The 12,520-nt window shown below is 63.7% G+C and carries 15 protein-coding genes; 2 read left to right on the top strand and 13 right to left on the bottom strand.

All coding sequences use genetic code 11. The features are described 5' to 3' along the window. Positions 1–10 precede the first annotated feature (10 nt). Positions 11–1,513: an anthranilate synthase component I gene (gene trpE / locus VVT58_RS01700; protein WP_327751625.1), complete on the top strand. Its 1,503-nt coding sequence runs from the start codon at positions 11–13 to the stop codon at positions 1,511–1,513. A 187-nt stretch (positions 1,514–1,700) separates the two neighbouring features. Here the strand turns inward: trpE and VVT58_RS01695 are convergent, their stop codons facing one another. From VVT58_RS01695 to VVT58_RS01660, 8 genes are all read right to left on the bottom strand, one after another. After that, positions 1,701–1,973: a DUF4242 domain-containing protein gene (locus VVT58_RS01695; protein WP_327751623.1), complete on the bottom strand. Its 273-nt coding sequence runs from the start codon at positions 1,971–1,973 to the stop codon at positions 1,701–1,703. 156 nt (positions 1,974–2,129) lie between these two features. Continuing rightward, positions 2,130–2,900 (bottom strand): NUDIX domain-containing protein, encoded by a 771-nt coding sequence (locus tag VVT58_RS01690; protein ID WP_327751622.1) that lies wholly within the window; start codon positions 2,898–2,900, stop codon positions 2,130–2,132. A gap of 97 nt (positions 2,901–2,997) precedes the next feature. Next, complete coding sequence (locus VVT58_RS01685) at positions 2,998–3,597, bottom strand: GNAT family N-acetyltransferase (RefSeq protein WP_327751621.1); 600 nt, start codon at positions 3,595–3,597, stop codon at positions 2,998–3,000. Further along, positions 3,594–3,998 carry a ketosteroid isomerase-related protein gene (locus VVT58_RS01680; RefSeq protein WP_327751620.1) on the bottom strand — a complete coding sequence of 135 codons (405 nt, stop codon included), beginning with the start codon at positions 3,996–3,998 and terminating at the stop codon, positions 3,594–3,596. The genes VVT58_RS01685 and VVT58_RS01680 overlap by 4 nt, the downstream gene beginning before the upstream one ends. After that, entirely contained in the window at positions 3,998–4,315 is a 318-nt protein-coding gene (locus VVT58_RS01675) for a 2Fe-2S iron-sulfur cluster-binding protein (RefSeq protein ID WP_327751619.1), read from the bottom strand. The genes VVT58_RS01680 and VVT58_RS01675 overlap by 1 nt, the downstream gene beginning before the upstream one ends. Before the next feature lie 7 nt (positions 4,316–4,322). Continuing rightward, positions 4,323–5,165, bottom strand: coding sequence for an S-formylglutathione hydrolase (fghA, locus tag VVT58_RS01670; protein ID WP_327751834.1), 843 nt, complete (start codon positions 5,163–5,165; stop codon positions 4,323–4,325). 10 nt (positions 5,166–5,175) lie between these two features. Next, positions 5,176–5,577, bottom strand: a complete 402-nt coding sequence (locus tag VVT58_RS01665; protein ID WP_327751617.1) for a VOC family protein — start codon at positions 5,575–5,577, stop codon at positions 5,176–5,178. Between the two features lie 121 nt (positions 5,578–5,698). Then, the gene (locus tag VVT58_RS01660; RefSeq protein ID WP_327751616.1) at positions 5,699–6,811 is read right to left on the bottom strand and encodes an S-(hydroxymethyl)glutathione dehydrogenase/class III alcohol dehydrogenase; all 1,113 of its coding nucleotides are present in this window, start codon (positions 6,809–6,811) and stop codon (positions 5,699–5,701) included. A gap of 203 nt (positions 6,812–7,014) precedes the next feature. On the opposite strand from VVT58_RS01660, the gene VVT58_RS01655 reads away from it, so the two are divergent. Next, on the top strand, positions 7,015–7,923 hold the full coding sequence (locus VVT58_RS01655; RefSeq protein ID WP_327751614.1) for a LysR substrate-binding domain-containing protein: 909 nt from the start codon (positions 7,015–7,017) through the stop codon (positions 7,921–7,923). A gap of 170 nt (positions 7,924–8,093) precedes the next feature. On the opposite strand, the gene VVT58_RS01650 is transcribed toward VVT58_RS01655, so the two are convergent. Genes VVT58_RS01650 through VVT58_RS01630 form a run of 5 tightly spaced genes read right to left on the bottom strand, consistent with a single transcriptional unit; the run spans position 8,094 to position 12,519 of the window. After that, a complete protein-coding gene (locus tag VVT58_RS01650; protein ID WP_327751613.1) occupies positions 8,094–8,879 on the bottom strand; it encodes a fumarylacetoacetate hydrolase family protein in 786 nt (261 codons plus the stop codon). Continuing rightward, the gene (locus tag VVT58_RS01645) at positions 8,860–9,630 is read right to left on the bottom strand and encodes an electron transfer flavoprotein subunit alpha/FixB family protein (protein WP_327751612.1); all 771 of its coding nucleotides are present in this window, start codon (positions 9,628–9,630) and stop codon (positions 8,860–8,862) included. Before VVT58_RS01645 ends, VVT58_RS01650 begins: the two co-directional genes overlap by 20 nt. Beyond that, on the bottom strand, positions 9,627–10,376 hold the full coding sequence (locus tag VVT58_RS01640; protein ID WP_327751611.1) for a hypothetical protein: 750 nt from the start codon (positions 10,374–10,376) through the stop codon (positions 9,627–9,629). The genes VVT58_RS01645 and VVT58_RS01640 overlap by 4 nt, the downstream gene beginning before the upstream one ends. After that, positions 10,373–11,722, bottom strand: a complete 1,350-nt coding sequence (locus tag VVT58_RS01635; protein WP_327751609.1) for a flavocytochrome c — start codon at positions 11,720–11,722, stop codon at positions 10,373–10,375. Before VVT58_RS01635 ends, VVT58_RS01640 begins: the two co-directional genes overlap by 4 nt. After that, a complete protein-coding gene (locus VVT58_RS01630; RefSeq protein ID WP_327751608.1) occupies positions 11,719–12,519 on the bottom strand; it encodes an aspartate/glutamate racemase family protein in 801 nt (266 codons plus the stop codon). The genes VVT58_RS01635 and VVT58_RS01630 overlap by 4 nt, the downstream gene beginning before the upstream one ends. Between the last annotated feature and the right edge of the window lies 1 nt (position 12,520).

Here is a 12,520-nt window from a genome sequence, read left to right as displayed (position 1 = left end):
ACCGGCGGGAATGGACGGCATCGAAAGCGCGCGCGAGGCACTGGCGGCGGGGCAATCCGCGCTGGTGTGGCGGCGCCAGATAGCCGACACCGACACGCCGATTTCCGCCGCGCTCAAATTGTTCGAGGCCGATCGCGGCGACTTTCTGCTGGAATCGGTCGAAGGCGGCGCGGTGCGGGGCCGCTACAGCCTGATCGGACTGGCCCCCGACCTCGTTTTCCGGGCGCAGAGCCATGCGGCCGAGATCAACCGCCAATGGGCGACCGACCGGGAAGCGTTTGCGCCGGAAAGCGTGGACGCATTGGATGCGCTGCGGGCGCTGGTCGCGGAGTGCCGGGCGGAGCTTGATCCGGCGCTGCCCGCTGCTCTGGCCTGTCTGGTCGGCTATTTCGGCTATGAGACGGTCGGGCTGGTCGAAAAGCTGCCCCGTCCCGCCGAAAATCCCATCGCGCTTCCCGACATGCTGTTCGTGCGACCGACGGTCATATTGGTGTTCGACCGGCTGGCCGACGCGCTCTTTCTGGTCGCGCCGGTGTGGAAGGGCAGCTTTGCCGATGCCGACCGCGCCGTGGAACAGGCGCTGGAGCGGATCGACGCCGTCGCCGCGCGGCTGGCGGCGCCGCTGCCTGCGCAGTCCGCCCCCGCCGAGATTGCCGATGTGGCGGTGACGCCGGTGCTGGAGCCGGGCCGCTATGCCGCCATGGTCAACAAGGCGAAGGACTATATCGTCGCGGGCGATATTTTTCAGGTGGTGCTGGCGCAGCGCTTCACCAGCCCCTTCACATTGCCTCCGATTTCGCTTTATCGGGCGCTGCGGCGGATCAATCCCTCGCCCTTCCTCTATTATCTCGACCTGCCCGGCTTTGCGCTGATTGGGTCAAGCCCGGAAATACTGGTCCGGGCGCGGGACGGCGAAGTCACCATCCGGCCGATCGCAGGCACCCGCCCACGCGGCAAGAATGCCGTCGAGGACGCCGCCAACCGCGAGAGCCTGCTGGCTGACCCCAAGGAACGGGCGGAACATCTGATGCTGCTCGACCTCGGCCGCAACGATGTCGGCCGGGTCGCGGCGGCGGGGACCGTCACCGTGACGGACAGCTATACCGTCGAATTCTACAGCCATGTCATGCATATAGTCTCCAATGTCGTGGGGCGGCTGGCGCCCGAGAAGGACGCGCTGGACGCGCTGTTCGCGGGCTTCCCGGCGGGCACGGTTTCAGGCGCGCCCAAGGTGCGCGCCTGCGAGATCATCGCGGAGCTGGAGCCGGAGACGCGTGGAGCCTATGCCGGTGGCGTCGGCTATTTCGGGCCGGACGGCAATATGGATAGCTGCATTGTCCTGCGCACCGCCGTGCTCAAGGATGGCGTGATGCATGTCCAGGCGGGCGCGGGCATCGTGGCGGATTCGACGCCGGAATATGAACAGCGCGAATGCGAAGCGAAGAGCGGCGCGCTGCTCGCTGCGGCAAGGGAAGCCGTGGCATTGGCGCGCTCGGCGGGTTTCGGGCAGTAGCCCTATTGGGATTGGCCTGTGGTTGAAATGGGCCATTTTCAGCGATTGAGTACACCGTGTTCCTGCGAAGGCAGGAACCCAGATCAGACGGCGGAACTGGGCTTCTGCCTCCGCAGGAGCACGTCAACGACTGTCCGTCTTGCACCCATTGGTGACACCGCCCCCACGCACTCAGTCCCTGAACGCTTTAATCCGCCGTCGTCGGATCGATCGTCGCGCGCACCTGAGCGATGCTGTTGGCCGGGAAGCCCGCCATTTCCGCATGCTGGCGGATCAGTTCCTCACTGGGGGCGCGATAGACGCAGTAAATTTTGTCATCCGTCACATAGCTGTGGACCCATTGGATATCCGGGCCAAGCTGGCGCAGGACATTGCAAGACCCTTGCGACGCACCCTTGAGTTGCTCGCCCGACAATTGGCCGACGCCCGGCATGTCCCGTTCGATCACATATTGCGGCATGGCATCCTCCCCATCTGAAGACGGGCGGAGTGTACGCCTTTCACGCGCCCGGTTCGAGAGGCGATATCGGGTTAGTCATCAACGACAGGCCCACCAGCGCCAACCGCCGCAAGACGAACGAGGCGGCACGGAAAAGGCATGGACCCGGCGCATGTTTCAGACACGCCGGACGGTTCCCACTGGTTCCGACGTCACCGGATAGCCGAGGTGACCGGGAATGCAGAGATGCCTCTCCCCATTTCTTTCCTCAACCCAGGGCGTCACCTTTTCGACCGGGATCGACTGGGCATGCGCCGCCAGATCATCGAAGCTGCCGAATTGCGCCAGCCGCTCCAGATTGCGCCGCGTCGGAAAGATGACCTGTCCCTCCCCCCGATCGCAACGCTCCAGAGTCTCCGCCGCGCCACTCCAGAAGAGCTGCACATTTTCGGTTTCATCGACGCTCGCCGCCTGTCCTTCCGGCGCCCGGACAAGGTAGAAGCGGGTATCGAACACGCGCCGCGCATGTTCCAGACCCGCAGGATGCCAGCGGGCAAAGGGCACCAGCGCATCCAGCGCGACCTCCAGCCCATGCGCGCCCAAAATGTCGCCAAGGCCAGCCCCTTGCGCCAGCGCCCGCCGCATGGCGCCGATCCGGTCCGACTCCAGCGGACGGGTGAAGGCGATGGCAAGGCCACTTTCCTCCAGCGTTTCGCGGATCGCTGCGATGCGCGCCGCCGCTTCGTCGAGCGGCAGGCCGCCAGCGATTTTAGCGGCCAGGGCATGATCGCCGGCATCCACCGCCCCCCCCGGAAAGACCAGCGCGCCCGCCGCGAAAGCCATGCTCGACGCCCGTTCCATCATCAGGATTTCCGGCGCAGCGTCCGGACGATGACGCAGGACGACCACCGTCGCGGCGGCGCGGCTTTCAGAAATATTCTCTGTCATGGAACCGCAATAGGCGTTGAAATCGCCAGCGGTAAAGTCCCTTAGGTCAATTCCGCGAAGGGATTGCCGACCCCAAGGTCGTTGCCCCGTTCCCGCGCTAAATATTCTTCAACCAGAATCGCATCAGATGATCGCTCTCATGCGTTTGCCCCACTTCCTTCCATGCCAGCCGCATATCGTAGCGTGGGGCAATGCGGTAGCCTCGCTTTTGCCAGAAATCCGCCAAATCCCGGACTTCTGCAGGGCGGCGGGGATCATTCTCTTCGCGCACCACCGCGCAGAATGCGGCGCAATCCGCGCCCGCCGCCTTTGCCGCCGCCTCCCGTTCATCGAAGAAGCGATGGCCGACACCCTGCCCGCGAAATTGCGGCAGCAGCACTGATTCCCCGAAATAATGGACCGTGCGGGGATCAACGCCCGCTGCGAGGAAGGAGGCCTTGATCGCATCGGACTGCGTTGCCATGGGCGAGGCTGTCGCCATGCCAACTGGAATCTCGCCTATTCGCGCGACGATGAGGATTGCATCAGCGTCACTCAGAAATTCCGCCAGATAGCCGGCCTCATAATCCAGACTGCCATCATAAAGATAAGGCCAGGTACGAAACACCGTCATCCGCAGGGTGGCGAGCGCGCGCAGGGACATATCGTCCCGGCCGATCCGCTCGATCACCAGCGGGACGGCAAGATCGGTCGTCATGCCGCGCCGCTCACCTGCCGCATCCAGTCGGCGAGATTATAATGGTTGCTGACGCGAGCGATCCGACCGTCCACGATTTCGAAGAACGCGCCCACCCGCAAACGGTACCGCTGTCCGTTCGCGGGCGGCAGGTCGTTGTCGGTCTGAAGATATTCACCCTCCAGATGGAACTCCGCCGCTGCGCGCGCACCGTCGGCGGAGGTCAGGAAGACGGGGTCGATCACCCGTTCCCGGTAACAGCGGTTCATATGGTCGAGGAACGCCGCGAAGGCCGCCTTGCCATGACGCGGCTCGCCCTGCGAGGGTTCGTGCACCACATCGTCGGTCAGCAGATTCAGCATCGCCGTGGCATCGCCGCGGTTGAAGGCATCATAATAAAGGGACAGCACAGTCTCGCTCATCAGTCCTCCGGGGCGATGGTAACCCGCATGCCATCCAGTTCGGCCGTCAGCGGAAGCTGACAGGACAGGCGGGAAAAAATGTTGCGATGATCGCTGCTGTCGAGCAGATCATTCTCGTCAGGGCTGATCGGCGGCAAACCGGCCGCGCCTTCTTTATCCACATAGACATGGCAGGTCGCACAGGAACAGCATCCCCCGCATAGGGCGAGCAGTTCGTCGAGACCATTGTCCCGGATCGCCTCCATCAACGACAAGCCCGCTTCGGCCTGCAACGCATATTGAGTGCCGTCACGACCTGTAACGAAAATCCGCACCATCAATCCATCATTCCTTAACGAGCCGAGCCGCGTGCCAGCGCAGATGGTCGGCCATGAAGGTGGAAATGAAATAATAGCTGTGGTCATAGCCTTCGCGGAGGTTCAGCGTCAGGTCGATGCCCGCCGCCTCGCAGGCCGCCTTCAGCAGTTCAGGACGCAATTCCTGTTCGAGAAAATTGTCGGCCATGCCTTGATCGACCAGCAGCGCAGGGACATGGGCGCCATCCTCGATCAGCGCGACCGCGTCATGCCGCCGCCATGCCGCAAGATCCTCACCCAGATAGCCGCCCAGCGCCTTCCGTCCCCAGGGCACCCTGCCCGGCGCGACGATCGGCGCGAAGGCCGATACCGCCCTGAACCGGTCGGGATGGTTCAGCCCGATGGTGAGCGCGCCATGGCCACCCATGCTGTGCCCCATGATCGACTGGCGTTCCATGTCGGCGGGAAAATGCGCCGCGACCAGCGCGGGCAGTTCTGCGGTCACATAGGACCACATGCGATAATGGGCGGCAAAGGGATGCTGCGTCGCATCGACGTAGAATCCGGCGCCAAGACCGAAATCATAGGCACCGTCCGGATCGTCCGCCACACCCTCGCCACGCGGGCTGGTATCCGGGGCGACGAAGATCAGGCCCAGTTCCGCGCAGGCCGCACGGAACTCACCCTTTTCAGTGACATTGGCATGGGTGCAGGTCAGCCCCGACAGATACCAGACGACCGGCAGTTTCGCCCCTTGCTCATGAGGCGGCACATAGACCGAGAAGGTCATCTCTGTGCCCGTCGCGGAGGATGCGTGGCGATACACGCCCTGCACCCCGCCGAAGGCCTTATTGGCGCTGACCTGCTCCAATGTCACGGGATCAGTGTCCGTCCGTGAAGGCGTAGCTGACGACCTTGTTGCCCGCGGGATCGCGGAGATAAGCGGCGTAGGCGCCGGGCAGATGGCTGCGAGCGCCTGGAGCGCCCTCATCCGTACCGCCATTGGCCAGACCGGCGGCGTGGAAGGCATCGACTTGCGCCGGAGTGGCGCCGGCAAAGCCGATCGTCACGCCGTTGCTCGATGGAGCTTCGCCATTGCCGGGCTTGGCGATGATGAACGCAGGCTTCTCCTTGCCATAGAGAATCCAGCCATTGCCGAACGGCCCGAGATTCCCGATGCCCAACGCTCCAAGCGCAGCATCGTAGAATTTGGCCGAAGCATCGACATCGGCTGCGCCAATGAAAACATGGCTGAATATGCCGTCACCGGAAATCACCGTCATATATTCCTCCTTGCTTGTCTTGAAATCGGCGCGTCGGCGGCGTTTAAGCGCCCCCGCTATCTGGTCGGAACTTGGCGAAGACCACCCTTTGCATGCTGTGCGGGCGGGTAGACCCTGCCGTTCAGAACAGCACGACGCTGCGGATGCTCTCGCCCGCGTGCATCAGGTCGAATCCCTTGTTGATCTCCTCCAGCGTGAGGACGTGGGTGATCATGGGATCGATCTCGATCTTGCCGTTCATATACCAGTCGATGATCTTGGGAACGTCGGTGCGGCCCTTGGCGCCGCCGAAGGCCGTGCCCTTCCAGACGCGGCCGGTGACGAGCTGGAACGGGCGGGTGCTGACCTCCTTGCCCGCTTCGGCCACGCCGATGATTATGCTTTCGCCCCAGCCGCGATGGCAGCATTCCAGCGCGGTGCGCATCACTTCGGTATTGCCGGTCGCGTCGAAGCTGTAGTCGGCGCCGCCGTCCGTGATCTCCAATATCTTCGCGACTGTTTCCTCACGCGACAGACCCTTGCTGTTGAGGAAATGGGTCATGCCGAACTTGCGACCCCATTCCTCGCGATCCGGGTTGATGTCGATGCCGATGATCTTGTCCGCGCCGACCATCTTCGCGCCCTGGATGACGTTGAGGCCAATGCCGCCCAGGCCGAAGACTACGACATTCTCGCCGACCTGCACCTTCGCCGTGTTGACGACCGCGCCGACGCCGGTGGTGACGCCGCAGCCGACATAGCAGCTCGACTGGAACGGCGCGTCCTCGCGGATCTTCGCCACCGCGATCTCCGGCAGGACCGTGAAGTTGGAGAAGGTCGAACAACCCATATAATGGAAGATCGGCTGGCTCTTATAGCTGAAACGGGTCGTGCCGTCGGGCATCAGCCCCTTGCCCTGGGTCGCGCGGATGGCTGTGCACAGGTTGGTCTTGCCCGAAAGGCAGCTTTTGCACTGGCGGCATTCGGGTGTGTAGAGCGGGATCACATGGTCGCCCGGCTTCACGGACGTCACGCCCACGCCGACTTCGCGCACGATGCCCGCGCCCTCATGGCCCAGGATCGAGGGAAAGATGCCCTCGCTGTCGAACCCGTCCAGCGTATAGGCGTCGGTATGGCAGATGCCCGTCGCCATGATCTCGACCAGAACCTCGCCCGCCTTCGGGCCTTCCAGATCGACCTCGACGATCTCCAGGGGCTTCTTCGCTTCAAAGGCGACGGCGGCGCGGGTCTTCATCTCTCATTCCTCGTCATGGTCCAATTTCGAGAGGAACAAGCATGGCTCGGCACAATTGGCAAAATTGCCGCATAACCATGCGAAAATTCTTCCAAGCCAGTTCATCGGCACGCCCTCTCTCTGCTACGCCACCCTAGCGCTATTCCGCAGTGGTGATAATATAGTGTTTTGAAAAATCATTATTTCTAGAATGGGACAATCGAATGTCGAATTGGGATGGCATCGATGAATTCATTAGCGTCGCCACAGCCGGCTCCTTCACGCGCGGGGCAAGAGCATTGGGCGTGTCCACCACGCATGTCAGCCGTTCGATCATGGCGTTGGAGCAGCGCGTGCAGGCGCAGCTATTCCATCGGACCACCCGTACCGTCCGGCTGACCGACACCGGCCGGGTGTTTTTGGAACGTTGCGAGCGCATCGCCCAGGACAGGGACGAAGCCATCGCGCTGATCAGCGATCAAAGCGAACCGCAGGGCGAGTTGCGCGTCACTTGTTCGACCGCAATGGGCGAAAGGTTCGTGGCGCCGATCATCCGTCGCTTCGCCATGCAGCATCCCAGGCTTGCCGTGTCGATCGAATTGTCCAATCGCGTCATCGATCTCGTTGGCGAAGGGTTCGACCTGGCCGTACGCACGGGCACGACCATCGATCCGCGCCTGATTGCCACGCGGGTGGCGTCACGTACGCTCTATACCTGCGCCGCGCCCAGCTATCTGGCGTCGGCGGGACGTCCAACGGAGGTTGAGGCGCTAGGGGAGCATGAATCTATTGCAGGCTCCGCAGGCACTTGGCATTTCAAGGTCAACGGCGAGGAAATGATCCATCGGCCCAAAGGGCGTTTCAGATGCAATAGCGGACATGCTGTCATGGAGGCATGCGTCTCCGGTCTTGGCATCTGCCAACTGCCCGATTTCTACATTCTGCCTTATCTTAAACACGGCATGGTCGAGCTGTTGCTGGAAGATTTTCAGCCGGATGACGAACCCATCTGGGCAGTCTATCCCCAGCGGCGCCATCTCTTGCCGAAGGTGCAGAAGGTTGTGGACTGTCTGCTCCATGAGCTGGGGCCAGCGATGAACCGCCCCAAGAGGGAAGCGCATCCTACCTCTTAGAGCGCGCCGCGCTAATTCCTTGTTGTTTCGCTCAAGGATGTCGCGTTCAACCTGCTTGACGGGCATTGCCAAACTAAAGTCATGATGACGCAGGCGCATGATCTTGATCATCATGTCGGCGCCGATATTGCCCGAACCGATAATGGCCGCCTTGGTCTTGGCCATGGCCTTCAAGTCTTTCCATAGGTGAAATTCGTTTCGCCGATGCCGCCGATGACGGCCCGAACCTGATCGCCGGGATTGAGCGCCACCATAGATCCCAGCGCACCGGCCAGCAGAATATCGCCCGCCTTGAGCGGCTCGCCGCGCCGCGCCAGCGTCTGCGCCAGCCATGCGGCGGCGTTCAACGGATTGCCCAGCACAGCCGCTCCCACGCCAAAGGATACGGGCGCGCCGTTGATTTCCATCACCATGCCGCAACTGTAGAGATCGAGCCCTTCGAGCCGCTTTCCATCCCGCGCGAGGACGAAGAAAGCCGAGGAGCCATTGTCCGCAACCGTATCGGCAAAGCTGATTTTCCAGTCCGCGATGCGGCTGTCGACGATCTCGATGGCGGCATGGACGCTGGCGACGGCCTGCGCGGCCATGGCGGGCGTGGTGTCGGGATCGAGCAGGTCCGCGCCAAGGATGAAGGCAATTTCCGCCTCGGCCTTGGGCTGCAAGACCCGTGCGGGATCGAGCGTGCCGCCATCGGCGATCCGCATATCATCGAACAGCACACCAAAGTCCGGCTGGTCGACGCCCAGTTGCTGCTGCACCGCCCTGGCGGTCAGCCCGGCCTTGCGGCCGACGATGCGCCGTCCCTGCGCTTCCCAATAACGGGTGTTGATCGTCTGGATCGCATAGGCGCTGTCGGCATCCTGCGGCTCCAGCCCGTCGCGCATCGGCGGCACCGCACCGTCGGCATAGGCATTCCGCAAACGGCTGGCGAGGTCTTCATGATTGGGGGACGGCATCGATTTCGTTCCTCTCTTGCTCTTCGAGCGATTGCAGCACCAGAGGCAACAATATCTTGGCATCAGCCACCATCCCGACCTCGGCATAGCGGAAGATCGGGGCGTCAGCGTCGCTGTTGATCGCGATGATCCGGCTTGCCATGCCGATTCCGGCAAGATGTTGCGGCGTCCCCGAAATGCCGGCGGCCAGATAAAGCCGGGGAGTCACGAAATGGCCGGACTGGCCGATCTGGCGCGACACAGGCGCAAGACCGAGGTCGACCGCGGGCAGACTGGCGCCGAGCGCCCCGTCGAGCCGTTGCGCGATTTGGCCGAGGGTGGCGAAACTGTCGGCATCCAGTCCCCGCCCCCCACTCACCACCAGACGCGCGCCCTCCAGCGCGGCGTCGCGGGCGGGCAATTCGACATGGTCGATCCCTGATATGCCGGGCGCCGCCAGCGTCACCATCCGGTCGCAGGCGGGTGGCTCGTTCATGGTGGCGACGGCAATGCCCTGCGTCAGCCGCAGGTCAAACAAGATACGACCCCCATAGGACGGACGCCTTGCGACCAGCGCATCGCCGTCCACGCCGATCTCCGTCAGGCGGCCCAGCAGTACCGCATCGAGACGCGCCGCCAGAACCCCCGCCAGCGCCTCGCCTTCGGGGGTTGCCGGCAGAATCAGTAGGGAGCGGTCACTTGGCCAGTCCGGTACCGAATCATTATCGCTGCCCACGCCGATCGCCACCAGAATGCACTGCCACCCCTTCATAGCCGTTCCCCCATGAGGACGATCGCGAGCGCGCGCGCCTGTTCCTGCACCGTGCCTGCGATCATCAGGCAATTGGTGGGCGACCGCGCGCCCGCCAATTCGCTGCTGCCGGCAAGTTGGAGCCCGGTGGCGCCCACCGCGAAAGCCTCCCGACGTTCGATCTGCGCCTGACGAGCCTGCACGACATTCTTCATCAGCGGCTTGCGCAGCCGGGTGCGCCGGTCATTGGTGGCGCTGGCGACGATGGGCTCCGTGACCGGCAACCATTCCTCACGCGCACCCACTTCGCGCATCAGCCGCAGGTGCGGAGCCGCCTCCACCATCTGCACGCGGCCGAAAAAGGGCAGGCCGAGGATGGCAGCCAGCATCGGCGGCACCAGTCCATCGTCGCAATCGCCAAATTCACGACCGATCAGAATCAGGTCCGCGCCACGTGCCGCCACAGCCAGCGCCCGCGCGGTCGCCGCCTGATCCCAGGGCGTCGCCAAAGCCAGCATCGATACGTCCGCGACGTGAAACGCAGAGACGGCGCGGGCCAGCTTGTCGCATTCAGGACCGCCCGCGACGATCGCGCTCAGTTCGACATCGGGCTGGGCATCGCGGACCCTCAGCGCCATTTCCAGTGCCGCTGCATCGAAAGGACTGAGCAGCAGCCGGTCGCCGGAACATTCGGGCAGGCCTCCCGGTCCCGGCGCCACCGGCCATTTGGGGTCAAGCACGCCTGCGATCAGCACCATGATCCTCATGACACCGCCACCGCTTCGCCCGCAATCCGCCCGAACACCACCGCCTTGCCGAGGGCCGAGCCAGTCATATAGGCGGCCCCGTGGAAGCCGCCGGTGACTTCGCCGGCGGCGTACAGCCCCCCGATCCAGCCACCGTCGGCGCGCAATACGCGCGCTTGGCTGTCAATGCGCAGGCCGCAATAGGTGCCGAACACCACGGCGGTCGAAGGATAGGCATAGAACGGCCCCTGATCGATCCTGCGCAACGCGCCATGATGATGCACAAGATGCGACCTCCCGAAATCGGGATCATGCCCGGCATCGACATGGGCGTTGTAGCGATCCACGGTCGCTGACAGCACATCGGGATCAATCTCGATCTGCGCGGCAAGGTCCGCCAGCGTATCGCCCGTATAGAAAAGTCCTTCCTCCAGCCGCCGCCCGAAATCCAGGATGCGGACGCGGTCGTCGCCGGTGTCGAAAATCGCCTGGTCCATGATCTGATAGGCGCAATGCCATGGCTGGGCCATCACCGCATCGCCCAGCAGCTTGTAGGAAATGCTTTCGTCGACGAAGCGCTGCCCGTCCTGGTTGACGGCGATCGCGCCCTTGTAGACCGCTTGCAGGCTATGGTCGTTGCTCTCGTCGGTCGGATGCTTGCCGAAGGTGCCCTTCACATAATCCATGTCGCGCAAGTCCGCGCCCAGCGCCCGCGCCATCTGCAACCCGTCGCCCTGCGATCCCGCTCCGGCGACGAACACGGCCGGGGCATATTGGGGGGCGTAGCGGTCGAGCAGCAACGAATTCTTCGCAAAGCCGCCGCTGGCGATGATGACGCCGCGTGCCGCTTCCAGCGTTTCGCCGTTTTCGAGAACGACGCCAGTGACTCGCCCGTCCGGATTCTGGAGCAGCGAGCGCGCAGCCATGCCAGGGCGATAATCGATATGGCCGGTTTCTTCGGCGGCGGCATGGAGTGCGCGCACCATGTCGGCGGGATCGACGCTGTGCACGCGCGGCACCGACTGGCCCGCCGCCGTCTCAATCACAGGGCTGAAAGCCACCCCAGCGGCCTTCAGCCATTCATAGGTGGCGAGTTGCGCGTCGCAATAGGTCCGGACCAAATCCGCATCGTTCACCTCCTGGCCCACTTCGCGCAGGTCGGTGAACAACAGATCAGGACTGTCGGCCACGCCTTGAGCCGCCTGAAGATCGGTCCCGGCAAAGGCGAGGCACCCGCCGCTCATGGCCGAGGAACCGCCGGATTCGGCCAGTTTTTCCAACAGCACGACCTCCAGGCCATGCTGCGCGGCGGACAGGGCGGCAGCCCAGCCAGCCGCCCCGCCGCCAATGACGATCACATCAGTCATGCGGGGTTCAATCCGTAGAAATCGAGAATTTCGTCGCGTCGGACCGGATCTGGCATTGCGCCAAAATAGCCTGTCCCCGCCGCCTGCCTGCCCGCCCGGCGAGCATCCACCGCCACTTCCGCCGCCCGCACCCAGGCGCCCAGGGAATCGATCACCGGAACGCCGTCCACCTCACTGACGCCGTTCATCGCCAGCAGCACATTGAGCGGCGCCTCCCCCGGCACGATCGCCTCCGCGCCCCTGGCGATCAGGTCACGGGCCGCGCTCCGAAACCGATCGATCAGCGGGCCGGGACTGGCAAACCCCGCAAGCACGTCGGCAAAGCGAAAGCCGACGTCGCAGGCGCCGACCAGCCGACAACCGATGCCGTGGCGGCGGACATTGTCGCGATAGAGTTCGGCCAGTTCCGGAATGAAAACCAGCGCCCCGAACCGCCGCCCGTCGTCCACCGCCGCCCGTGCCGCGCATTCGCCATAGCCCACCACCGGAATGTCGACCAAGGCGCGGATTTCCCGCAGTCCCGGTTCCGGCAGGGTGCTGAGCGCGAAGGCATCATAGCCCTGCCGTTCCGCCATCAACGCGCCCTGCATGAACTGGATCGCGTGCAGGAACTGGAAGCCGACATGCTTGATATCGTCGCCCGGATAGTTGGTCCGATAGGTGCCTTCGCGCATGCCGTGCATGTCGATTACCGTGTCGGGCCGCGCCACCCGCTTGAAATGCGCCTTCAGCGCGTCGTCATAGGCGGCAAGGTCGCTGAGGACGGTGAAGCTCTGGTGCCAGATGCGGATGCCCATC

The organism is Sphingobium sp. SJ10-10, assembly GCF_036038995.2.
Lineage (GTDB): Bacteria > Pseudomonadota > Alphaproteobacteria > Sphingomonadales > Sphingomonadaceae > Sphingobium.
Note: the sequence above shows the minus strand (reverse complement) of the source record. Positions and strands in the feature narration are given on the sequence as shown.

Coding starts and splice junctions, on each gene's coding strand:
- trpE (WP_327751625.1), top strand. CDS start 11: ATGGACGGCATCGAAAGCGCGCGCGAGGCACTGGCGGCGGGGCAATCC.
- VVT58_RS01695 (WP_327751623.1), bottom strand. CDS start 1,973: ATGCCGCAATATGTGATCGAACGGGACATGCCGGGCGTCGGCCAATTG.
- VVT58_RS01690 (WP_327751622.1), bottom strand. CDS start 2,900: ATGACAGAGAATATTTCTGAAAGCCGCGCCGCCGCGACGGTGGTCGTC.
- VVT58_RS01685 (WP_327751621.1), bottom strand. CDS start 3,597: ATGACGACCGATCTTGCCGTCCCGCTGGTGATCGAGCGGATCGGCCGG.
- VVT58_RS01680 (WP_327751620.1), bottom strand. CDS start 3,998: ATGAGCGAGACTGTGCTGTCCCTTTATTATGATGCCTTCAACCGCGGC.
- VVT58_RS01675 (WP_327751619.1), bottom strand. CDS start 4,315: ATGGTGCGGATTTTCGTTACAGGTCGTGACGGCACTCAATATGCGTTG.
- VVT58_RS01665 (WP_327751617.1), bottom strand. CDS start 5,577: ATGACGGTGATTTCCGGTGACGGCATATTCAGCCATGTTTTCATTGGC.
- VVT58_RS01660 (WP_327751616.1), bottom strand. CDS start 6,811: ATGAAGACCCGCGCCGCCGTCGCCTTTGAAGCGAAGAAGCCCCTGGAG.
- VVT58_RS01655 (WP_327751614.1), top strand. CDS start 7,015: ATGTCGAATTGGGATGGCATCGATGAATTCATTAGCGTCGCCACAGCC.
- VVT58_RS01650 (WP_327751613.1), bottom strand. CDS start 8,879: ATGCCGTCCCCCAATCATGAAGACCTCGCCAGCCGTTTGCGGAATGCC.
- VVT58_RS01645 (WP_327751612.1), bottom strand. CDS start 9,630: ATGAAGGGGTGGCAGTGCATTCTGGTGGCGATCGGCGTGGGCAGCGAT.
- VVT58_RS01640 (WP_327751611.1), bottom strand. CDS start 10,376: ATGAGGATCATGGTGCTGATCGCAGGCGTGCTTGACCCCAAATGGCCG.
- VVT58_RS01635 (WP_327751609.1), bottom strand. CDS start 11,722: ATGACTGATGTGATCGTCATTGGCGGCGGGGCGGCTGGCTGGGCTGCC.
- VVT58_RS01630 (WP_327751608.1), bottom strand. CDS start 12,519: ATGGGCATCCGCATCTGGCACCAGAGCTTCACCGTCCTCAGCGACCTT.